The 23,204-nt window shown below is 37.1% G+C and carries 21 protein-coding genes; 10 read left to right on the top strand and 11 right to left on the bottom strand.

The window, feature by feature from the left end; translation table 11 throughout:
- Positions 1 to 186: 186 nt before the first annotated feature.
- The 5 genes from HCH28_RS03035 (at position 187) to HCH28_RS03015 (ending at position 5,776) form a co-directional block, all read left to right on the top strand.
- A complete protein-coding gene (locus tag HCH28_RS03035) occupies positions 187 to 1,845 on the top strand; it encodes an ATP-binding protein (RefSeq protein WP_255600437.1) in 1,659 nt (552 codons plus the stop codon).
- Positions 1,832 to 2,521 (top strand): response regulator, encoded by a 690-nt coding sequence (locus tag HCH28_RS03030; protein WP_221679669.1) that lies wholly within the window; start codon positions 1,832 to 1,834, stop codon positions 2,519 to 2,521. The genes HCH28_RS03035 and HCH28_RS03030 overlap by 14 nt, the downstream gene beginning before the upstream one ends.
- Positions 2,522 to 2,646: 125 nt before the next feature.
- Entirely contained in the window at positions 2,647 to 3,666 is a 1,020-nt protein-coding gene (locus HCH28_RS03025; RefSeq protein ID WP_221679668.1) for a tripartite tricarboxylate transporter substrate binding protein, read from the top strand.
- Between the two features lie 91 nt (positions 3,667 to 3,757).
- The gene (locus HCH28_RS03020; protein WP_221679666.1) at positions 3,758 to 4,234 is read left to right on the top strand and encodes a tripartite tricarboxylate transporter TctB family protein; all 477 of its coding nucleotides are present in this window, start codon (positions 3,758 to 3,760) and stop codon (positions 4,232 to 4,234) included.
- 15 nt (positions 4,235 to 4,249) lie between these two features.
- Positions 4,250 to 5,776 (top strand): tripartite tricarboxylate transporter permease, encoded by a 1,527-nt coding sequence (locus HCH28_RS03015; protein ID WP_221679665.1) that lies wholly within the window; start codon positions 4,250 to 4,252, stop codon positions 5,774 to 5,776.
- A gap of 52 nt (positions 5,777 to 5,828) precedes the next feature.
- Here HCH28_RS03015 and HCH28_RS03010 read toward each other — a convergent pair whose 3' ends face one another.
- The 5 genes from HCH28_RS03010 to pdhA form a co-directional block, all read right to left on the bottom strand.
- On the bottom strand, positions 5,829 to 6,611 hold the full coding sequence (locus tag HCH28_RS03010; RefSeq protein ID WP_221679664.1) for an SDR family NAD(P)-dependent oxidoreductase: 783 nt from the start codon (positions 6,609 to 6,611) through the stop codon (positions 5,829 to 5,831).
- A 272-nt stretch (positions 6,612 to 6,883) separates the two neighbouring features.
- Positions 6,884 to 8,299: a dihydrolipoyl dehydrogenase gene (gene lpdA, locus HCH28_RS03005; protein WP_221679661.1), complete on the bottom strand. Its 1,416-nt coding sequence runs from the start codon at positions 8,297 to 8,299 to the stop codon at positions 6,884 to 6,886.
- Positions 8,300 to 8,304: 5 nt separating this feature from the next.
- On the bottom strand, positions 8,305 to 9,654 hold the full coding sequence (locus HCH28_RS03000) for a dihydrolipoamide acetyltransferase family protein (RefSeq protein ID WP_221679659.1): 1,350 nt from the start codon (positions 9,652 to 9,654) through the stop codon (positions 8,305 to 8,307).
- A 47-nt stretch (positions 9,655 to 9,701) separates the two neighbouring features.
- Positions 9,702 to 10,679: an alpha-ketoacid dehydrogenase subunit beta gene (locus tag HCH28_RS02995; RefSeq protein WP_004224734.1), complete on the bottom strand. Its 978-nt coding sequence runs from the start codon at positions 10,677 to 10,679 to the stop codon at positions 9,702 to 9,704.
- A 3-nt stretch (positions 10,680 to 10,682) separates the two neighbouring features.
- On the bottom strand, positions 10,683 to 11,798 hold the full coding sequence (pdhA, locus tag HCH28_RS02990; protein WP_004224731.1) for a pyruvate dehydrogenase (acetyl-transferring) E1 component subunit alpha: 1,116 nt from the start codon (positions 11,796 to 11,798) through the stop codon (positions 10,683 to 10,685).
- A 394-nt stretch (positions 11,799 to 12,192) separates the two neighbouring features.
- Here pdhA and def point away from each other — a divergent pair, with 394 nt between their 5' ends.
- Positions 12,193 to 12,750, top strand: coding sequence for a peptide deformylase (gene def, locus HCH28_RS02985; RefSeq protein WP_221679657.1), 558 nt, complete (start codon positions 12,193 to 12,195; stop codon positions 12,748 to 12,750).
- A 41-nt stretch (positions 12,751 to 12,791) separates the two neighbouring features.
- Here the strand turns inward: def and phnX are convergent, their stop codons facing one another.
- Genes phnX through HCH28_RS02960 form a run of 5 tightly spaced genes read right to left on the bottom strand, consistent with a single transcriptional unit; the run spans position 12,792 to position 18,067 of the window.
- Positions 12,792 to 13,604: a phosphonoacetaldehyde hydrolase gene (gene phnX / locus HCH28_RS02980; protein WP_221679655.1), complete on the bottom strand. Its 813-nt coding sequence runs from the start codon at positions 13,602 to 13,604 to the stop codon at positions 12,792 to 12,794.
- Positions 13,594 to 14,694, bottom strand: a complete 1,101-nt coding sequence (phnW, locus tag HCH28_RS02975; protein ID WP_221679654.1) for a 2-aminoethylphosphonate--pyruvate transaminase — start codon at positions 14,692 to 14,694, stop codon at positions 13,594 to 13,596. The genes phnX and phnW overlap by 11 nt, the downstream gene beginning before the upstream one ends.
- A gap of 13 nt (positions 14,695 to 14,707) precedes the next feature.
- Positions 14,708 to 15,694 carry an extracellular solute-binding protein gene (locus tag HCH28_RS02970; RefSeq protein ID WP_221679652.1) on the bottom strand — a complete coding sequence of 329 codons (987 nt, stop codon included), beginning with the start codon at positions 15,692 to 15,694 and terminating at the stop codon, positions 14,708 to 14,710.
- Positions 15,691 to 17,322: an ABC transporter permease subunit gene (locus HCH28_RS02965; RefSeq protein ID WP_221679649.1), complete on the bottom strand. Its 1,632-nt coding sequence runs from the start codon at positions 17,320 to 17,322 to the stop codon at positions 15,691 to 15,693. Before HCH28_RS02965 ends, HCH28_RS02970 begins: the two co-directional genes overlap by 4 nt.
- The gene (locus HCH28_RS02960) at positions 17,315 to 18,067 is read right to left on the bottom strand and encodes an ABC transporter ATP-binding protein (protein WP_221679646.1); all 753 of its coding nucleotides are present in this window, start codon (positions 18,065 to 18,067) and stop codon (positions 17,315 to 17,317) included. The genes HCH28_RS02965 and HCH28_RS02960 overlap by 8 nt, the downstream gene beginning before the upstream one ends.
- A gap of 151 nt (positions 18,068 to 18,218) precedes the next feature.
- Here HCH28_RS02960 and HCH28_RS02955 point away from each other — a divergent pair, with 151 nt between their 5' ends.
- Positions 18,219 to 18,974, top strand: a complete 756-nt coding sequence (locus HCH28_RS02955; protein ID WP_221679644.1) for a DeoR/GlpR family DNA-binding transcription regulator — start codon at positions 18,219 to 18,221, stop codon at positions 18,972 to 18,974.
- Positions 18,975 to 19,028: 54 nt separating this feature from the next.
- On the opposite strand, the gene HCH28_RS02950 is transcribed toward HCH28_RS02955, so the two are convergent.
- The gene (locus tag HCH28_RS02950) at positions 19,029 to 19,799 is read right to left on the bottom strand and encodes a Cof-type HAD-IIB family hydrolase (RefSeq protein WP_221679642.1); all 771 of its coding nucleotides are present in this window, start codon (positions 19,797 to 19,799) and stop codon (positions 19,029 to 19,031) included.
- 436 nt (positions 19,800 to 20,235) lie between these two features.
- On the opposite strand from HCH28_RS02950, the gene HCH28_RS02945 reads away from it, so the two are divergent.
- The 3 genes from HCH28_RS02945 to HCH28_RS02935 all read left to right on the top strand — a co-directional run bounded on the left by HCH28_RS02945 (position 20,236) and on the right by HCH28_RS02935 (position 23,201).
- Positions 20,236 to 20,445 carry a DNA-dependent RNA polymerase subunit epsilon gene (locus tag HCH28_RS02945; RefSeq protein ID WP_004224712.1) on the top strand — a complete coding sequence of 70 codons (210 nt, stop codon included), beginning with the start codon at positions 20,236 to 20,238 and terminating at the stop codon, positions 20,443 to 20,445.
- Between the two features lie 5 nt (positions 20,446 to 20,450).
- The gene (gene rnjA / locus HCH28_RS02940; protein ID WP_004224711.1) at positions 20,451 to 22,118 is read left to right on the top strand and encodes a ribonuclease J1; all 1,668 of its coding nucleotides are present in this window, start codon (positions 20,451 to 20,453) and stop codon (positions 22,116 to 22,118) included.
- A 288-nt stretch (positions 22,119 to 22,406) separates the two neighbouring features.
- The gene (locus tag HCH28_RS02935; protein ID WP_221679640.1) at positions 22,407 to 23,201 is read left to right on the top strand and encodes a protein kinase domain-containing protein; all 795 of its coding nucleotides are present in this window, start codon (positions 22,407 to 22,409) and stop codon (positions 23,199 to 23,201) included.
- The last annotated feature ends 3 nt before the right edge of the window (positions 23,202 to 23,204 follow it).

Here is a 23,204-nt window from a genome sequence, read left to right as displayed (position 1 = left end):
ATTCTATGAAACAGTATTAAAAGTCCTATTCTACAAGAACTTCATGATTTTACTTTTTATGATTATGACTTTTCAACATTTTTATATTGTGTCTATCCACTTCAAATCACTTTTTTAATGATCATCTAGCAAATTTCGAAATTTTTTTATATAATCGAAAATTACAAAAGATTACTAGTATTATCAATGACCAAAATTTCCAAAATAAACACAAAGGTGGGATTCACTATTTTCTTTAAAACATTAACACTCCAAGCCCGCTTTGCCTATTACAGTAGTTTTTTAATTTTTATTATTGTTATTTTAGCAGGCATCCTCTTTTATATGACCATATCTGATGCATTGCAAACACAAATTGGGAACCGGGCACTATATTTGGCGGAAACAACGGCTAGCAGGGGGGATGTAATTGAAGCGTTTCATACAAATAATCCTTCCGAAAGTCTGCAAAAAATTAGCAAAGAGATTTTGCTTGCTGCAAAAGCTACTTATGTTGTAATAGGAGATAAAAATGGCATACGCTACACCCATCCTATCGCTGACCGTATTGGTAAATCAATGGTCGGAGATGATAATGACCGAGCATTAATCAACGGTGAGTCTTATATTTCCATTGCAAATGGTTCAATGGGACAATCCATTCGTGGGAAGGCACCTATCTTAGACTCAAATGGATCGATTATTGGTGTTGTTTCAATTGGTTACTTAACAAGTGAATTAGATCGCTTATATTTTTTATACCTTGATAATATTTTTTATACGATGGTTATTGCACTAGGCATTGGTATTATCGGCTCTATTTTTTTATCCCGAAACATTAAAAAGCAAATTTTTAATCTAGAGCCAAGTGAAATTGCCAGTCTATTAACAGAAAAAAATACTTTAATTGAATCAGTTCGTGAAGCTATTATTACGGTAAATCAGAAAGGTGAAATTACGACCCTAAACAATGCTGCCGCAAAAATCTTACATTTAACGGATTCAGCTTCTATTATTGGCGATAATATCGAGCAGCATATACCAAACACACATCTGCTTAACGTATTAATGAAGGGTGAAAAACAACTTGATAAATTGATGATTGTTAACGGTCATGAAATTATTGTTAACCGTGTACCTATGAAGGTGAATGGTCAAGTTGTCGGCGCAGTTGCAAGTTTCCGATTACAATCAGAAATAGAGCAAATGGCTATCGAATTATCACAAGTAAAACAATATACAGAGGCTTTACGTGCCCAAACACATGAGTTTAATAATGTCCTTTACACAATATCCGGCCTTATTCAATTAAATGCATCTGATGAAGCACTGTCTATTATTCATAAAGAGGCACAAGGACATTCTTCTCTAACCCAATTTATAACAAAGCGTGTAAAAGACCCTTTTTTGAATGGTTTAATTATCGGATTTTTTAATCGTGCACGTGAATTAAAGATCAAGTTGGTTTTTGATGAGGATAGTTATTTAGAAACATTTCCTGAAAGCATCGAAAAAAGCTTAATTATTTCTATAATGGGAAATTTATTAACCAATGCTTTTGAAGAGGTCGAAAAAAACAAAGAGCGACAACCAATTATTAGGCTTTTTATATTTGATAATGGAGAGGAAATTATCTTTGAGGTCGAGGACTCTGGACAAGGTTTAGCACAAGAAAAACTAGACGTGCTATTTTCAGAAAATATTTCTACGAAAGATAGTAAACATCGAGGCTATGGATTAAGGAAAGTCATTTCCAGTATCCATGATTTAAACGGTACTCTTGCTCTTGAAGAAGGAGATTTAGGAGGTGCCCTATTTATCGTATCTATTAGCAAAAGGGGGACTATGATCCATGAACAATATTGAAGTGCTGGTAATTGAAGATGATGTACGTGTAGCAGATGTACATTGTCGTTTTTTAGAAAAAATTGAAGGCTTTACAGTAATTGCACGGGCAAGCACGGGAGAAGAAGCTTTAGATTGGCTTCAATCATTTTCACCACACCTTATATTACTCGATGTCTTTTTGCCAGATATACTGGGAGTAGATTTAATTGATAAAATCCAAGAAGTGAGCCCAACAAGTAGTATTATTTTGATTACCGCAGCTACAGAGGCACATATAGTACAGAAAGCTTATCGGAAAAATGTTACTGATTACATTTTAAAGCCATTTACATTCGAACAGCTAAAAGAGAGTATAGAAAAATTCCGTTACAAGTATCTATTGCTGAAAAATAATGAAAAATTTACACAAGAAAAAATTCAATATCTTTGGCCAAAAGCAGGTTCATCCACCCCTCTAGAAACACCGTTATTATTACCAAAAGGGATAGATCCAACAACTATGAATCATGTTATCAACCATTTAAGTATAATGGAGAATGGTAGTACAGCTGAGCTATTGGGAAAGAATATCGGTGTCAGCCGTTCCACTGCTCGTCGTTATTTAGAATTTTTAGTTACACAAAAGCAGGTCTATACCGAACTGACTTATGGCACAGTTGGGCGTCCTGAGCGACGATACTTTATTTCCACATAAACTTTATGAACAAAATGCTGTTAATTCACATTATTATCACAATATTCCTAAAATTAAGAAGTAAGTTATAGTATGGGTAGCGCTAAATTGATAGCGCTACCATTTTATTTTTAAGGGGGATTTTTATGTGGAGGAACATTTCTAAAATAATGGCAGCAGGCTTATTATTTACTAGTTTAGTTGGCTGTTCAGCATCAACTGGAGAAAAAACAGAGGGAAAGAAGGCCAATGATTATCCGAAAAGTAATATTACCATTGTTGCTCCATCAGGTGCTGGTGGTGGCTGGGATTTAACAGCTCGTGCAGTGGCAAAAACAATGAGTGATACTGGGTTGATTGATAAGGCGATTCAAGTTGAGAATAAGCCAGGTGGTGGTGGTGCTGCCTTCATGGCAACATTTGCTACAAAGGAAGCCAATAATGATTATATGTTAATGGTTAAATCACCACCAATCCTTATAAATCATGAAAAGGCTGAAGGAAATAGTAAATTTGGCTATAAGGATACTACACTTTTAGCTCAATTAACACGGGACTATGGCGCAATCGTTGTTAAAAAGGATTCTCCTTTCCAAACGCTTGAAGATGTTTTAAATGCTATGAAAACTTCACCAAAAGATGTCACATTAGCAGGTGGTTCTGCACCGGGCTCGATGGATCACCTAGTAGGAATTATTCCGGCTTATAAAGTGGGGATTGACTTAAAAACAATTAAATATGTTTCTTATGATGGTGGTGGTGAGGCGGTTACAGCATTATTAGGTGGCAATGCTGATGTTATTGCAACAGATGCCTCCACAATTGCTACTTATGTTAAATCAGGAGATGTTCGTGTATTAGCTGTCAGTTCCTCTGAACGCTTAGAAGGTGAGCTAGCAGAAGTTCCTACATTTAAAGAGGCTGGTATTGATGAGGAATTTACAATTTGGCGTGGTATCTTTGGTCCAAAAAATATGAGTAAAGATGCGATTGCCTATTGGTCTGAAAAATTACATGCAATGTCTGAATCAAAAGAATGGCAAGCTGAGGTGACCCGTAATGGTTGGCAAGCAGAATATCGTAATGCACAAGATTTTACAGCTTATCTAGACAATCAAAATAAAATAATCATTGAACTACTAACAGCTCTTGGTATGCAAAAATAAAGAATCGTTTTAAAAAAAGACACAAGTATTTCCCTTAAATATAGAACTACTTGTGTAACTTTATTCTATTTTCAATGGAGGTGTAAAACGGTTGAGCTATACATTTGATAAAACATTTAGCATTATCCTCTTAACACTTAGCATTCTGTTTATTTTTCAAGCAACTCAGATTTCTGATAGTGCATATGGATCTACAGTTGGGCCCAAAATTTTCCCATTAGGTTTAGGTATTATTTTAGGTTTATTAAGTCTTCAATTATTTTATGAATCATGGAAAAAAGCTGTGAGAGAGCGAGTCACAGGAGGACCAACTACTTCTTCTAAATTAGCTTCAACAGAGCTCAAAAAGTTCTTAATTATTTTAGGTAGCGCTCTTGCGTATGTATTTTTCCTTGAAAAAATTGGCTATATGATAACAACATTTTTATTTTTGTGTATTAGTTTCCAAACAATGGAACGTACTAAACTTATTTATTCAATTATTATTGCAGCTGGATTTTCACTAGGTGTCTATTATTTATTTACAAGTTTACTAGGAGGATCATTGCCTAGTTTCCCAATTTTTTAGTACAGGAGTGAACATATGTCGACATTGCAATTTTTAGCTGATGGATTTGCAGTTGCCCTTCAATGGCAAAACCTTTTATTCGCTCTTGTGGGCGTCATAATTGGTACAGCAGTTGGTGTACTTCCAGGTATAGGTCCAATGAGTGGAGTTGCTTTATTAATCCCCGTTACAGCAACTATTACAGCTGGACTACCTACTGAGGCTGCCGCTACCAGCTCAATTATTTTACTTGCAGGTGTATACTATGGGGCTATGTATGGTGGATCAACAACATCCATTCTATTAAACACGCCTGGTGAATCATCATCAGTTGTGACAACATTGGATGGCTATCAAATGGCTAAACAAGGTCGTGCTGGAAGTGCTCTTTCTATCGCGGCCATAGGCTCATTTTGTGCGGGCGTTGTAGCGCTATTAGGTCTGATATTATTAGCCAATCCATTGTCAAAAGTAGCACTTAAATTTGGACCCGCAGAATACTTTTCTTTGATGTTATTAGGACTTGCAGCAGTTAGTGGCCTAGCAGGACGTTCTATTACCAAAGCTTTAATTATGACTGTTTTAGGGCTTATGCTCGGGACAGTTGGTATTGATGCCGTATCAGGTATCGAACGTTTTACATTTGGTCAGCCAATGCTGTTCTCTGGCATTGAATTTTTAACCATCGCTGTTGGTTTATTTGCATTAGGCGAAGTATTTAAAACCATTCTTGAAAAAGAAGAAGAGGATGGTCAATTAGCAAAAATTAATCGCGTATTACCAACAAAGGAAGATTTAAAGGATAGTGCTGTTCCTATTGCTCGCGGCTCATTATTAGGCTTTTTTATTGGCGTATTACCCGGTGCTGGTGCAACACTTGCCTCATTCTTTTCTTATATTACTGAGAAAAAATTTAGTAAAACACCCGAGCAATTCGGAAAAGGTCATATTGCGGGTGTAGCTGGGCCAGAATCGGCTAACAATGCTGCATCAGGCGGTGCAATGATCCCATTACTAACTTTAGGAATTCCTGGCTCAGGTACTACTGCAATTTTAATGGGCGCACTTATTATGTATAATATTCAGCCAGGTCCATTATTATTTGATGAGCACCCTCAAGTTGCTTGGGGATTAATTGCCAGTATGTTTATTGGAAATTTAATGTTATTAGCATTAAATATGCCTTTGGTCCGTATTTTTGCCAAAATCATCGAAACGCCTAAAAAATATTTATTGCCTATTATTATTGCCATTTCAATTTTTGGCGTTTATGCTGTACAATTTGCCACGTTTGATTTATTTTTATTAGTAGCTTGTGGGGTACTTGGTTATCTATTTGCTAAATATGATTATCCAGTAGCTCCATTAGTACTTGCCTTAGTACTAGGGCCGATGATTGAAAATAATATGCGCCGTGCATTAACCATTTCGAATGGAGACTTTTCTATTTTTATAACAAAGCCTTTATCATTACTATTTTTAGTGATTGCCATTTCCTGGTTACTTATACCACTGATTATGAAGATACGTGGTAAAAATGTGGTTATTAATGAAGAAGGATAAATATTCTTAAAAATCCACTATACTTCTATTAGTATAGTGGATTTATACTAGTCTATAATGCGTGACCAGAGCCACCATCAATATTAACAGCTGTTCCTGTAACATAGCTCGCCGCATCAGATACTAGGAAAGTGATAACGTTTGCTGCTTCTTGCGTATCACCTACACGACCAAGCGGAATTACTTGCCCCACTTTACGAGAATATTCTTCCCACGATAAATTAGGTTCTTCCTTTTTCCATTTCTTTTCGATTTGATCACTACGAATAAGTCCTATACAGACAGAATTTACTCGAATATTATCCTTCCCTAAATCCTTGCTCATCGCTTTTGTCAAGGCAAGCCCCGCAGCACGGCTTACAGTAGTTGGAAGTGAGCTTGCAGGTGGCGTTTTAGCCATCACGGCAGTCACATTAACGATTGCACCGCCCCCAGCCTTTCGCATATATGGAGCAGCATATTTAGAACAATGAATAGCTCCAAATACCTTTAAATCTAAATCTGCCTGCCACAGCTCACTACTCACCGATTCAAAGGGATTCGCTGAAGCTGTACCTGCATTATTAATAAGAATATCAACACGTCCATAATGTTCGACAGTACGCTCGATTAGATACTTACAATCTTTTTCTTTTGTAATATCAGTTGGAACAATTAAAACATCTACGCCTGTTTCATTTTTTATGCATCCAGCAGCCACTTGCAGTTGTTTTTCACCACGAGCGCAAAGTACAACCTCTGCACCCTCTTTAACAAGCTGCATGGCTGTATAATAGCCAATTCCTTTACTTGACCCTGTTATAATTGCTACTTTCCCCGTTAAATTAAGCTCCATTAATAAATCCTCCCTTACTTTCTACAATGCTATCATTATAGCATTTATCGACTATTCAGAATAATCAAAGGAGCTTGTAAATGATAGAAATACGATTTGAAAGCTATAATGACGGAATATTTTCTATGAGAAGCTACTTATCATTGTCATTAAAGCCTGTTAGGGGAAAAGATTATATAAAAATTTAATTGTTCATATAAAATAAAACATTGGCTAAAAAAAGAGTGTAGATAAGCGAATGATCCCGCTTTATCTACACTCTTTTATTCAAATTATTTTTTCGCTACAATGTGGATTGGGTTGCCAAGTAATACTTCAGCAGTTTCCATTGTAATTTCACCTAACGTTGGGTGAGCGTGAATTGTTAATGCGATATCCTCAGCAGTCATGCCGCCTTCAATCGCTAAGCCCATTTCAGCGATCATATCAGATGCACCAGCACCTACGATTTGAGCACCAATTAATAAGCCATCCTCTTTACGAGCAACAAGTTTCACGAAACCTTCTGATTGGTTTAATGCAAGTGCACGACCATTTGCTGCGAATGGGAATTTCGCTGCAGTATATTCGATGCCTTCAGCTTTTGCTTGTTCTTCGTTGTAACCAACTGTCGCCATTTCTGGATCTGTGAAACATACAGCTGGAACAGCAAGATAATCAACTACTGATTTTTCACCCGCAATTGCTTCAGCAGCAACTTTACCTTCGTAAGATGCTTTATGTGCAAGTTGTGGACCTGCTACGATATCACCGATTGCATAGATGTTTGGAATATTTGTGCGACATTGTTTGTCAACATTGATTAGACCACGTTCACCGAATTCAACTCCGATTTCAGCAAGTCCCATTTCATCTGTATTTGGACGACGTCCTACAGTAACTAACACGTAATCAGCTTCAACTTTTTTCTCTTCTCCGCCAACTTCATAAGTTACTACTACGCCGTTTTCAGTTTCTTCTACGCCTTTTGCAGATGCGTTAACTTCAATTTCAACGCCTTTCTTTTTAAGGCCTTTTTTCACGATTTGCGTCATTTGTTTTTCGAAGCCAGCTAAAATATCTTTTCCGCCTTCGATAATTGTTACTTGAGAGCCAAGGTTTGCATAAGCGGATCCTAGCTCAGTACCAATATAACCGCCACCGATAACAACTAATTTACTAGGTACTTCTTGTAAAGAAAGTGCACCAGTAGAATTTAATACGCGATCAGTGAATTTGAATGTTGGAATTTCAACTGGACGAGAACCTGTTGCAATAATGACATTGTTAAATGTGTAAGTTTGAGCAGATTCACCATTGATGATACGCACTGAATGAGCGTCAACGAAATAAGCTTCACCTTGTACAATTTCAACTTTGTTACCTTTAAGTAAGCCTTCAACACCGCCAGTTAATTTCTTAACAACGCTGTCTTTAAATGCTTGTGCTTTTGAGAAGTCTAATTTCACATCAGAAGCGATGATTCCCATGTCATCTGAATGTTTAGCTTGCTCAAAACGGTGACCTACTGAAATTAATGCTTTTGATGGGATACAACCTACGTTTAAGCACACTCCACCAAGTACATTTTTTTCAACGATTGTTACTTTTTGGCCAGTTTGAGCTGCACGAATTGCTGCTACATATCCTCCAGGACCTGAACCAATGACAAGAGTATCTGTTTCGATTGGGAAATCTCCTACTACCATTTTTGTTACGCCTCCATTAATAATAATTCTGGCTCACTTAACAAACGCTTTAAGTGATTTAAAGCATTTTGCGCAGTGGCTCCATCGATCATACGATGATCAAAGCTCAATGATAATGCTAACACAGGTGCGGCTACAATTTCACCATTTTTTATTACAGGTTTTTCTGAAATTCGACCAATACCTAGAATTGCTACTTCAGGATGGTTAATAACTGGTGTAAACCATTGTCCTCCTGCAGAACCAATATTCGTAATGGACATGGAAGCACCTTTCATTTCATGTGGTGCTAGCTTTCCTTCACGGGCTTTTGTCGCTAATTCATTAATTTCATTAGAGACTGCAAATACAGATTTACGATCTGCATGCTTAATAACTGGTACTAGTAAGCCTCTTTCAGTATCTGCTGCAATACCAATGTTATAGTAATGCTTTTGGATAATTTCTTGTGTTGCATCATCTAAAGAGCGATTAAATTCTGGGAACTCGCGTAAAGTTGAAATAAGTGCTTTCACTACATATGGTAAGTATGTTAATTTAACACCTTTTTCGGCAGCGATATCTTTGAATTTTTTACGATGTGCTACAAGAGCTGTTACATCGACTTCATCCATTAGTGTAACATGAGGAGCCGTTTGTTTCGAGTGTACCATTGCTTTAGCAATCGCTTTTCGAATACCTGACATTTTTTCACGAGTCTCTGGGAAATCCCCCTCAAGAACTACTGGTGCTACTGGTGTAGACGTTTCTTGTTGAACTGTTTCTTCTGATGTTTCGATATTTGCAGTTTCAGCCTCTACAGTACCGCCACCTTTTAAGAAGTTTTCAATATCTTCTTTAAGGATTCGACCGTTTTTGCCTGTACCCTTCACTTCACGAATATTTACATCGTTATCACGAGCAAATTTACGTACAGAAGGCATCGCGATTACACGTTTTGTTTCATCAACTACTGTCTCCTCTTTTTCTGGAGCTTTTTCAGGGGCTTTTTCTGGTGCCTTTTCCTCTTTAGCAGGAGCTTTTTCTACGTTCTGACCAGATTCAGCAGTTGCTTGAACTTGTGCCTCTGTTTTTGCTTCGGCATGATCGTCACCTTTTAGCTTTAAGTCTTCATAGCCAGGTGCGTCTAATCGGATTAAAACATCGCCAACTACGGCAACTGTCCCTTCTCCTACTAAAACTTCCTCTACTGTTCCTTCAACTGGTGAAGGGATTTCTACTACTGCTTTATCATTTTGTACTTCACAAAGAATATCGTCTTCTTTTACTGTATCTCCAGCTTTAACGAACCATTTCACAATCTCGCCTTCGTGAATACCCTCGCCAATATCCGGTAATCTGAATTCAAATGCCATGTGTACCCATCCTTTCTATTTACTGTTGTTCAAGTTTAGAAGCTTTATTAGAATGTTAAAACTTTTTTCGCTGTTTCCATTACATCTTTGTAATTTGGTAACCAAACACCTTCAGCTTGTGGGAATGGGTACACAGTATCTGGTGCAGCCACACGAAGAACAGGAGCCTCTAAGCTTAAAATTGCTCGCTCTGTAATTTCTGCTACTACGTTCGCAGCGATACCTGCTTGTTTTTGAGCTTCTTGGACAACGATTGCACGACCTGTTTTTTCAACTGATGCGATAATTGTTTCCACATCGATTGGTTGAATTGTACGTAAGTCAATTACTTCTACAGAATGTCCTTCTTTTTCAAGTTCTTCTGCAGCCTTTAAGCTTTCATGAACCATTAAACCGTAAGCAACAATTGTTAAATCAGTACCTTCACGTTTTACATCTGCTTTTCCTAGTGGGATTTCGTATGCTTCCTCAGGTACTTCTTCACGGAATGAACGGTATAGTTTTAAATGCTCTAAGAAAATAACTGGGTTGTCATTACGAATAGAAGAAATAAGTAAACCTTTTGCATCATATGGTGTTGATGGTACAACAACTGTTAATCCTGGTTGTGCTGTCATTAAGCTTTCTAAGCTATCTGAGTGCATTTCAGGTGTGTGCACACCACCACCAAATGGTGAACGGATTGTTACTGGAGCATTGTATACGCCACCACTACGGTAGCTCATACGTGCTAGCTGGCCACTGATTGAATCCATAACTTCATAAACGAAACCGAAGAATTGAATTTCAGGAACTGGACGGAATCCTTGAAGAGAAAGGCCAACTGCTAAGCCACCAATACCTGATTCTGCTAATGGTGTATCAAATACGCGGTCAACCCCAAATTCTTTTTGTAGGCCTTCTGTCGCGCGGAATACCCCACCGTTGACACCTACATCTTCCCCGAATACAAGAACGTTTTCATCATTCTTTAATTCTGTGCGAAGTGCATCTGTAATTGCTTGAATCATCGTCATTTGTGCCATAGGTTATTTCGACTCCTTCTCTTTATAGATTTCATACTGTTCTTTTAGATTAGAAGGCATTTCGCCTTTATACATATTTTCCATTAACTCTGTTACTTTTTGTTTTGGAGCAGCATCTGCTTTTTTGATTGCTTCTTTAATTTCTTCTTTTGCTCGCTCAATTACTGCTTCTTCTTTTTTCTCATCCCATATACCTTTTGCTTCTAGGTATTTACGGAAGCGAACGAGAGGATCTTTTTGAGCCCATTCATTATCTGTATCAGAAGTACGGTAACGAGTTGGGTCATCCCCAGCCATTGTATGAGGACCATAACGGTAACACATTGTTTCAATTAATGTTGGACCTTCACCATTAACCGCGCGCTCACGAGCATCACGAGTTGCTACATAAACTGCAAGCGCATCCATTCCATCTACTAAAATACTTGGTAAGCCTGCTGCTACACCTTTTTGTGCAATTGTTTTAGCAGCTGTTTGCAATTCACGAGGTGTTGAGATTGCATATTGGTTATTTTGTACAATGAAGATTGCTGGAGATTTAAATGCACCTGCAAAGTTAATGCCTTCATAGAAGTCTCCCTGAGAAGAACCACCGTCACCTGTATACGTTACTGCAACAGCTTTTTTCCCGCGTTTTTTAATACCAAGTGCTACCCCAGCAGCTTGAATATATTGTGCACCGATAATAATTTGTGGAGCTAAAACGTTTACACCTTCAGGAACCTGATTCCCCATGAAGTGCCCACGTGAGAATAAAAATGCTTTTTCAAGAGGTAAGCCATGCCATACAATTTGTGGCACATCACGATAACCTGGTAAAATCCAATCTTCTTGTTCTAATGCAAAGTGAGAAGCAAGTTGTGAAGCTTCTTGACCCGCAGTTGGTGCATAGAAGCCTAAACGTCCTTGACGATTTAATGAGATTGATCGTTGATCTAAAATACGTGTGTAAACCATACGTGTCATTAACTCAACTAGTTCCTCATCTGATAATTTAGGATCTGCCTCTTTATTTATAATTTCGCCTTCTTCATTCAAAATTTGAAACATTTCAAACTTATCTTCGATTTCAGTTAGCGTTTGTTTAGCATCAAAAATATTATTGTTTTTCTTGCTCATTTGTCACATCTCCCTTTCAGCTGTATTAAAATAAATCACCTTTTTAACTAGTACAACTTATTCTTGACACTCAGTATACTGAATAAAATACTGTCGGTCAATCATCTATTACTGCTATATACAAAGATTTTTTCTAGAATAACAATCAAATACCTCTGTCCTATACTGTATTACTATTATTCAATTCCTGTATTACAACACCTTATTTACACCATACAACTCTTGCGTTTTCCAACAGGTTTTCCCCTAGTAGAATACCCCATTCTCGAAAATCTAATAGCATTATAAAAATTTTTTGAGTATATTCAAATAAGGACTTTTTTCATGGGATTGTACGAAAACGTGATGTATACTTATTAGTAAGCACTACAAAGTTGAAAGGAAGATTACTATTATGATTTTAATGGATGATATTATCCGCGAAGGTCATCCGACTTTACGCACAAAAGCAGAGGAAGTTAAATTCCCTTTAACTGATGAAACAAGAAAACTTGCTGAGGATATGCTTCAATATTTAATCAACAGCCAAGATCCTGAAATGGCAGAAAAATATAATTTGCGTAGTGGCATTGGTTTGGCTGCCAATCAGGTAAATAGCTTACAGCGCATGTTTGCCCTTCATTTAAAAGATGAGGCTGGTGAACAATTAAGCTTTGTAGCCATAAATCCAAAGATCGTTAGCCATTCTGTTGAAAACACATACCTATCATCAGGAGAAGGATGTCTTTCTGTTGACCGTAATATTCCTGGGTATGTACCTCGTCATGCACGAATCACAGTAAAATTTAAAACAATTGATGGTGAAGAGAAAAAAATGCGCCTTAAGGGCTTGCCAGCTATTGCCTTTCAACATGAATTAGATCATCTAAATGGCGTTATGTTTTATGACCGTATTAATGAAAAGAATCCATTTGCGGAAATACCAGATTCAATCCCATATGAGCGCGACTAAAAACAACCTCGGCAGTTTATTACTTCTGCCGAGGTTAATTTTTATTTATATTCTAATTGTCTATCCACATTTAACCGAGCATTGATCGTTTCTATTAATGCTGGCAACTCCGCCATTGTTTCAATTGTATAATGAGCACCAGATTCTTCAAAAACACATTTTGTTTTCGCTATGATTTGTTGCTGTTCTTCTAAAGATAGGGCATTGAATTCTTCTTCGGATAGTCCCATTTCTGAGCTTCCAATAATAACGCCAACAGCCCAAACACCTGCATTCAAGGCTTCCTTTATATCTGATGTTGTATCGCCAACCTTCACAACTTGCTTCGTCGCTTGCGAACCTAATGCCTCCATATTTTTAAAAATCATATATGGATATGGTCGCCCTTTATCACCTACCTGTGTAGGTGTTACAAGAAAATCAGGTTGATAGCCCTTGTCAGCTGCATGCTTTGTCACTACTTCCATCATTGCATCTGTATAGCCAGTTGTAGAGCCTATTCGAATACCTGCACCTCTTAATTGCTGTACTGTTGTTTTCACGTGCTGGATAGGATCTGTATAGGTCGCCAAAGACTCCATTAATTTTGTTTCAAAATGATTATATAATACATGTACATCCTTTTCAGTAAAGGATTGTCCATGTACACGATGCCATTCTGCTTTAATTCTTGGCATTTCTAGCATGGTGCGGATATGATCAATTTTCAGCATCCCCATTGGTTTACGAGCCTCTTCCAGTGTAACTATCACACCAGCATCTTCAAAAATTGTTAAAAAAGCATTAACAGGGGCAAAACAACCAAAGTCAACTGCTGTGCCTGCCCAGTCCAAAATAACCGTCTCAATTTTCATTGTTTTTCACCACCATATAATTTTCAATGATTTCACATAATGCAAGCATATCTTCCTCATGAATATCACCAATATTGCCAATACGGAATGTATCGACATCCGTCAGCTTACCTGGATAGATAACGAAACCTGCCTTTTTTATTTCTTGATAAAAATGCTCAAAAGAAAACTCTTTATACGGGAATAAAAATGTTGTGATAATTGGTGATTGAAGCTCCTCCGAAATATACGCTTTAAATCCCAGCACTGACAAGCGAGAGCGAAGTAGTTGATTATTATACGCATAGCGTTTGTAGCGGGCATGAATTCCGCCTTCTTCATTCAACTCTTCAAGCGCCTTCGCAAAGGCTGCCACTACATGAGTAGGCGATGTGAAACGCCATTTCCCATCTTGCTTCATTACTTCCCACTGACTATGCAAATCTAATGCTACACTTCGAGCTTGTCCCTTACATTTTTCCAATGCTCTTGTATTCGCGATAACAAAACCAAAGCCTGGGACACCCTGAATACATTTATTGGCACTACTAATACAAAAATCAATATGCAAGCTTGATAAATCCATTGGCACGCCTCCAAAGCTACTCATGGCATCCACAATAAACGTTTTGTTGAACGAATGAACAACTTCCCCGATTTCTTTAATAGGATTTAAAATACCAGTAGTCGTCTCACAATGTACGATAGCTACATGAGTAATACTTCTATCTCTTTCAAGGAAGGATTGTACTTCTAACAAGGATGGCTGTTCATCATAAGGAGCACTATAAACAACATGCTGTAACTTTAAGGCTTTGGCCATTTCAACAATTCTTTCACCATAAGCACCATTTGTTAGTATCAGCACCTTATCATTTTCACCAATTGCAGTTGTTAGTACAGACTCCACTACAAAGCTTCCACTTCCTTGCATTAGTACCGTAGTGTAATCAGCTTCATCAACTTTTGCTAATTTTAAGAGTTGCTTTCGAATCACTTGTGTCACATTTTTATAATCGTCATCCCATGTACAACGATCTTTTAACATTTCTCGTTTCACCGCTTCAGTTGTTGTCAATGGACCTGGCGTCAATAATTTATAGTTACTCATCTGCTATAACTCCTTATCTCTGTGCTTCTTTAAAGAAGGCTTGGTGTTTTTCTAATAAATCTACGGTTAAGGTTGTATCCCATTTTTTCAAATAGGCAGGAACGTGCTCGTCCTTTACTTGTTCTCCTTCATATAGGGCTACAGGGTATTGCTCTAGAAGACCATCACGAGCCTCTGTGGCAATTACCTTTGCAATTTCTTTCGCTAATGCTTCCTCACCTTCTTTATCTACAACAGCTACAGATTCTGTTAAAGTGAAGTTTCCTTCTGTCGGGTCAATATAATCAATCGGCAACCCTTCGTTTTTGGCATCAATAGCTTGGATACGTAAACCAAAGCCAGCAGCAACTTCTCCTGTTTTCACCTTTTTAATAGGGCCAGAGCCTGAACTCTCAATATGTGGTCCTGCATTTTTAATTAGCTCTGCTAAAATTTTTTTCCCTTCTTTTTCACCATATTCCTTTATAATAGCTTGTACGAGAAGCCACCCTGTTGAGGAGTCCATAATGTTTGGGAATGACACTAAATCCTTATAAGCAGGGTCTGTCAAATCTTTAATTGATTTCGGGATAGGTAGCTCCTTTTGTTGTAATACCTCTGTATTAATAAAGATAGAGCCTACATTGCCTAAAATCGGTAATGCATACGTAACACCCCCATCAAGAGGCTTTGAGTCTGAAGAAATATCCACAAACATGGATTTTGAGGTTTGTGCACTTTCTATAAAATAAGAAGCCATTGTCACAACATCTGCTTCAATATCTGTCCCTTCCGCCATCATTTTGCCACCTAACTCAGAAGTACCATACGACTGGATTAAATACTTACCTTTATAGCCCTTGTCATCCAATGTAGTTTCCATCACTTCAATAGCTTCATCATCAGCATTTGAATAAATGATGACTTGCTCTTTGGAATCTGCTGCTACCCCTCCACATGCAGCTAAAACGACTGCTGCTGCACTTACTGTCCCTAACATCATGCCTGTTGACTTCTTCATTTTGTAATCTCCTCCGTTTTTTCTTTATGTGCTGCTATATAATCACAACCTAATTTCACAATGAGGTTTGTACATAAAATGAATATCGATAAAACAAAAATATCGGTGTACTTTGCGAAATGCTGTAGCTCTTTTATCCTTGTCGATACAAGCATTGTCTTTGTGCTGACAAGAAAAATAACACCGCTGACCGTAACCATCGCATTTAAAAAATAGTAGCTAAACATTTGATAAATCGTTGGCCTAATATTCGGTAAAATAATTCGTATCACGGTTTTTAACCACGAATCCTTTAACAACTCAGCTGTCACTTCCCACGTAGGATCCATTTTTTGCAACGAATTTTTCGCCATTAAATAAGGTGTCGTAAAAAAATGGACTATATTACATGCGATAATGATAAGAAAAGTACCCTTTAAAGAACTTCCATTAAAGAAAAATAAGTAGGATAATCCAAGCACCATTCCTGGAACTGTATTTGTCATCATAGAAGTTACATCTAAGCTTTTTCTTCCCTTTAATGGTGTCCTTGTATTAAGAAGCGCTGACATAAATGTTATGCCCACACCGAATATGGCTGTTAGAACCGCTACGATGAGAGAATTGATGTAAACCTTCGTTAAATCTTTCTCTGCAAGTACATTTTGAACGTGCTCTAATGTAAAGCTGAAATCGTACGGATAGCCTTTGGTAAAAGGCACAATAAACATGGTTGAAAAAATAATACATACAGCTGTTACACAGAGAATTGAATAAATTGTAAATAGCGCATCTCGTAAACGATGCTTTACAAGTTCACTTTGCCCAACCTGTTTATATTGAAAATTGAAGCGCTCTAAAACCGTTAGCATGACAACACCTAATACAGCAGGTACTAGCATTAACACCGAAATGACTGCTCCACGTTCAAAATGTACAATGGAACCTAACATAGCTTGGTAGAGCTCAGTAGCTATCACCCTGTAATTTCCACCAACCGATGCAGGGATTCCAAAGTCTGTGAAGCTTAAAACAAATGTTAAAATAAATGCCCCGCCAATTGTTCCAAGCATAGGACGGTATACGGTATGATAAAAACGACGCATGGGCTGATCATGCATTAATATTGAAACAAGTAAAAACCGTTTATCGATATATTGCATGGAATTTTGCATTAATATAAAAGCAACTGGTAATGTGTATAAGACGTAACCGATCACCAAGCCGTTATACCCATAGATTGTAAAAAGAGGCTGCCCTACTAATTTTGTTAGAATTCCTTGATTACCAAATGTATATATCAATACAAAGCCATAGGTGATGGTTGGCAGTAGCATCGGCAACGTAATTCCAATTTGAACTAATTTTTTTGTATGGCGATGCATCGTAGTAAAATGAACAGCATAGGCCAACCAAAAGGCTAAAATGGTTGTAATCACTGATGCAACAAAAGAAACTTTAAAACTATTCGTAAAAGCTTCACGAATTTCGATATTCCGTAAAGCTTCTATATAATTTTGAGTGGTCACGACATTGCCTATTTTGAATGACTGCCAAAGCATATAAAGCAATGGCACAATTAAAAAGAATAGAAAAAATAGTAGAATCGGTAGAAAAATTAATTTCATTACTTTATTCGTTTTAAGCATAGGTTTCTCCAAACAATTGATAGATGTTATGTCGCTTAATATGAAGCTGCCTTAAGATAAAGTCCTCTACAAATTGATTTTTTGGCGCTGTTACAATTTCATGAGGTGTGCCAAATTGAGCAACTGTACCTTCATTAATAATGATGACTTTATCTGACAAGGTAAGGGCTTCTTCTGGATCATGTGTCACGATAATCGTCGTCAAATTAAATTCACTGGCGATGGATTTAATACGTTCCTTTATAGATTCCTTTATAACGCCATCTAGTGCACTTAGTGGTTCGTCTAATAATAGAATTTTTGGTTGCATCACGAGTGTTCTTGCTATGGAAACGCGTTGTTTTTGCCCACCAGACAATTCATGAATATTCTTATGCAAATGAGGAGCTAGCTCTAAAAAATCAATGTATTCTTGTATCTCCTCTTTGGACATTTTCACGTTTTTATTTTTTAATCCATAAATAATATTGTCGTATGCATTTAAATGAGGAAATAATGCAAAATCCTGAAACACTATATTAAATCCTCTTTCTTGCATTGATTGCTTGGAAATATCTTGTCCATTGTAGACAAGCTGACCAGCAGTTGGATCTACAAGTCCTAAAATGATATTAAGCAAAGTAGTTTTACCGCAGCCACTCGGCCCTAGCAACGAAATAATCTCCCCTGATTCAATGGTTACGTTGATATCTACTAAAACTTTTTTATTTTTATAGCTTTTTGAGATATTTTTTAGCTCTAACAAATTGGTCACCTCACTCAGTTCTTAGCTTCAGTATAGAGACCATTTGTAAAGGAAAATGCTTATTTGTGTAAATGTTGAGTAAATTCTGACCAACTGTTGACAAAGTTATGATTATTTTGAGTAAATATCTAGTAGAGGTGATGAAATGTACATGATAGAAAGGCAACAACTAATTTTGCAGTTTATACGTCAACATAAGGTAGTAAAATTAGTAACACTTACAAAAGAGTTTAACGTTTCGATGGAAACGATCCGTCGCGATGTACAACAGTTGATGCAAGACAAAAAAATTGAAAAATTTTATGGGGGCGTTAAATATATTGAGCCAGTAGAAGGACTAATTGATCAGCGACTTCACGAACAGTTAACAGAGAAAATTGCCATTGCCAAAGCATGTGCTTCGCTCGTTCAAGATGGGGAATGTATTTTCATTGATAGCGGAACAACTACCTATCAAATGACACCCTTTTTATTGGACAAGGAAAAACTAACAGTGGTGACAAATTCACTACCTGTAGCATTTGATCTAATCGGCTCTAACATTGAGGTTATACTGCTTGGGGGTAAAGTACGCCATTCTGAAAAATCAGTGACATCAAATGAATTTTTATTTCGCTTCGAGCATCTTAATATCAATAAAGCTTTTATTTGCGCTAGTGGGGTTTCAATTGAAAAAGGCATATCCGATTTTAGCTTGGATGAAGCGATTACTAGAAAGCAAATTATTTCCATCGCTCAAAAAGTCTACGTAGCTACAGATTCCTCAAAATTTAATAAAGATGTAGCGATTCAAGTTTGTCCAGTGAATGACGTAGATGTCATTATCACAGATGACGCACTATCCAAAAAGACGATTCAACATTTTTCAGAAAAAGGTGTTCAAATAAAAACCGTCAATATGGCATAGACCATTAATCAAAAAACAACTAGTTGGAAATTTCCAACTAGTTGTTTTTCATTTTTATATAATAGATAGCTTACGCATTATTTTTGAGAGACCATCCTCGTCTACATGGTCTGCAATATGATGAGCGACTGCCTTCACTCGCTCATGGCCATTCCCCATAGCAACACTTGTCCCAACTGCCTGTAGCATTTCGATATCATTTATGCCATCGCCAAAAGCAAAGGCATCTTGTAAAGTGATGCCCATTTTTTCAAGCACCTTTTCAATACCAGCAGCCTTCGAACCTCCCTTTGGCAAAATATCGCAAGAATAACGATGCCAACGTATAAATTGAACATTTGGGAAGGTTTCATTATATAAAGGCTCATCTTTTTCTTCCATAAAAATAAGTGTTTGATATACATTGTTCTGCATATAATAAGATGAGTCTAATTCTGGATACGGATATTTAAGAGTATCTAAGCTTTCAGCTACCATACGATGATCGCCAACTGAGGCAATCATCCGTTTATCATCTAAAAACACTACAGGTTCGTTACGCGCCTCACCAAAGGCAATAATTTTAGTAAGTTCATCTTTCGCAATCCCATTTGTATAGATAACCTCACCTTTATAGACGACATATTGACCATTGAAGGTAACATAGGTATCAATCTCTAATTCTTCTAGTAATGACTCAATCATAAATGGTGCTCGACCAGTAGCAATTGCCAATTCATAACCATTACGTCGTGCTGCCAAAAGTGCCCCTTTGGCAGATGAAGGTAACTTTTTTTCACTGTTATAGAGAGTACCATCAACATCAAAAAATAAAATTTTGTTCATTCTATTAACCCTTTCCATAAATATTATCCTTTCAAGCTAAATGACTTTACATAGACAATAATTTTAATTATAATGATCCTAAGGAGTGATGTGCCATGCTTAAGAAACTCAAACGGAAATTGTTGAAGCAACTTCGTGGCGTACTCGGAAAAAAATCAATTGCCTAACATTTGCCCTTCATTATTTGAAGGGCTTTTCTTTATTTTAGAGGAAGTGCGTGATAATATAAAGGAAATGCATTTATTTGGCTATACGCAACCACTGTCTCACTACTTCCTATACAATTTTATAACATAGTGCACATCTGAAGCATTGAGATACAAGTATTACAAACGTACATTTCTTCAATAAAAGAAATTCGTTGTTTTCTTGTAGCACGTGTGTGGTAGTAGTCAAAGGTGCAAGAAAATTGTACGCAATTAAAGGAGAGCAAACTATGATTTACAAAGTTTATTATCAAGAAAATGCAAATGAGATTCCAGTTCGCGAAAATACTAAAAGTCTATACCTAGAAGCTACTTCAGAACGTGAAGTACGTGAAAAGCTAAAAGACCGAAACTACAACATCGAGTTCATTCAACTGCTTGAGGGTAACTACTTAGAGTACGAACAAGCAAGCCCGAACTTCGTCTTGGAGGAAATTTAACAAACATGAAGTTTGTTAAAAATGACCAAGCAGCTGTTTTCGCGCTCGGCGGACTGGGCGAAATCGGCAAAAACACTTATGGCGTTCAATTTCAAGATGAAATTATCTTAATTGACGCCGGTATTAAATTTCCAGAAGACGACTTACTCGGCATTGACTATGTTATTCCTGATTACACGTACTTAGTACGTAATGTCGATAAAATTAAGGGACTGTTTATTACCCATGGACATGAGGATCATATTGGGGGTATTCCATACCTTTTACGTCAAGTAAATATCCCTGTCTATGGCGGTAAGCTCGCACTTGGCTTATTACGTAATAAATTAGAAGAACATGGCTTGCTACGTACAACAAAACTCATTGAAATTAAGGAAGAGGATGTTATTAAATTCAGAAAAACATCTGTTAGCTTCTTTAGAACAACACATAGTATTCCTGATGCTTATGGAATTGTTGTTAAAACACCACCTGGTAATATTGTTCACACAGGTGACTTTAAATTTGACTTTACACCAGTGGGTGAACCAGCCAACCTAACAAAGATGGCTGAAATTGGACGTGATGGCGTGCTTTGCTTACTATCTGATAGTACTAACGCTGAAAAGCCTAATTTCACAATGTCGGAGCGCACAGTTGGAAAAAGTATCGATGAGATTTTCCGTAAGGTGGATAGCCGTATTATTTTTGCTACCTTTGCATCAAATATTCACCGTTTACAGCAAGCCACAGACGCAGCCGTGAAATACGGAAGAAAGATTGCTGTCTTTGGTCGCTCAATGGACAATGCTATTACGATTGGTCGTGAGCTAGGTTACATTACGGCTCCAAAGGATACATTTATTGATGCTCAAAGCATCAATCGACTTCCTGCAAACGAAGTTATGATTTTATGTACAGGCTCTCAAGGTGAACCAATGGCTGCCTTATCACGTATTGCCAATGGGACACACCGTCAGATTCAAATTCAGCCTGGCGATACAGTTATCTTCTCTTCTTCACCAGTACCAGGTAATACTGTAAGTGTTAATAAAATCATTAACTTATTGTTCCGTGCAGGTGCAGAAGTCATTCATGGCGCATTAAACAATATTCATACATCTGGTCACGGATCTCAAGAAGAACAAAAACTGATGCTTCGTTTAATGAAACCCAAATTCTTTATGCCTATCCATGGTGAATTCCGTATGTTAAAAATGCATACACATCTAGCAGAAGATTGTGATGTTCCATTAGACAATACATTTGTTATGGAAAATGGTGATGTTCTAGCACTAAGTGCCAATGAAGCACATGTAGCTGGCCGTATTCCTTCAGGAGATGTTTACATTGATGGCAATGGTATTGGCGATATCGGTAATATCGTGTTACGCGATCGTCGTATTCTTTCTGAAGAAGGTCTTGTAATTGTAGTAGTAAGTGTTGATATGGAAAACCAAAAAATTGTTTCTGGTCCTGACATCATCTCACGTGGATTTGTCTATATGCGTGAATCAGGTACGATGATCAATGAGGCACAAAAAATGCTAAACCGTCATCTAAATGAAACAATTCAAAGCAAAACTCCTCAATGGACAGAATTGAAAAATGAAATTACAGACGTTTTGGGACCTTATCTATTCGAAAAAACAAAACGTCGTCCAATGATCTTACCGATTATTATGGAGGTTTAACCTCGTAAAAAGAAACTATGTAAAATTTACATAGTTTCTTTTTTATTTTTGAAACCTCCTTTTTATTTTTGCGTATATAGTAATAACAACATCAAAAAGGAGCGTTTTTATGCTAGATAAAATTCTTCATTCCTTATTCAATAGTAAATCCAAACGCCATTATTCTTCCTCAAGTAGCCGTAGTAGATATTCAAAACGACATAATTATTATGGTCATAAGCATTATAAGCGTAGCTCTCGTAAAAGCTCACGCAGTTTTTTCAGCTCTATGAGTTTTTTTAGTAGCTAATGTGGTGGAAACGACTTTCCGAAAAAAGTTTTGACCAGGCTGTTGAACTTTACATAGCCAAACATCCCGATTTTTCTTTTAAAAAATTTCTTGGCTATGGCTCATATGGTCGTACGTATTTAATTGAAGATTGCTCTTCAGCAAGTCTATTTGTTTTAAAATGCTTGCGACCCAAACATCGTCATCACCAGAAAACTATTCACAAATTTCAACAAGAAATTCACATACTCCAGCAACTTTCACTACCCTATGTTCCTACCATCCATTCAGTAGGAACAATTTCAAACAGCCCATTTTTTATCATGGACTATGTCAATGGGCAAACTTTTGAGCAGCTTATTTTTCAGAATGGTGCCAAATTTACAATCGCTCAATCCCTTGCTATTACAAAGCAATTATTAGAACAAATAGTACAGTTACACAATCATGGTTTTATACATCGCGATTTACGTATTCCGAATATATTGTTAGTGGGTCAACAATTGCATATTATTGACTTTGGTCTAGCTACCACTTATCAAAAGCAAATCGATATCTCTACGATCGAAAATCCAAAACGTGCTGAAAATCATATTAGTGATCTTTATTTTGTCGGCCATTTTTTATTATTTTTACTATACTCAGACTACAAGCCAAGCAAGAAAAAAGAGAAAGCTTGGCAGCAGGAATTAAAATTACCAATCGAAGTCCAAGATTTTCTTGAGCACTTATTATGGATTCAAGAACCCTTCGCAAGTGCTTTAGAGGCCTTGCAATCTATGCCCCCATTCATAGATAAAACTATTAAAAAATAGAAT

It is taken from the genome of Lysinibacillus sp. K60 (assembly GCF_019731275.1).
Taxonomy (GTDB): domain Bacteria; phylum Bacillota; class Bacilli; order Bacillales_A; family Planococcaceae; genus Lysinibacillus; species Lysinibacillus capsici.
Note: the sequence above shows the minus strand (reverse complement) of the source record. Positions and strands in the feature narration are given on the sequence as shown.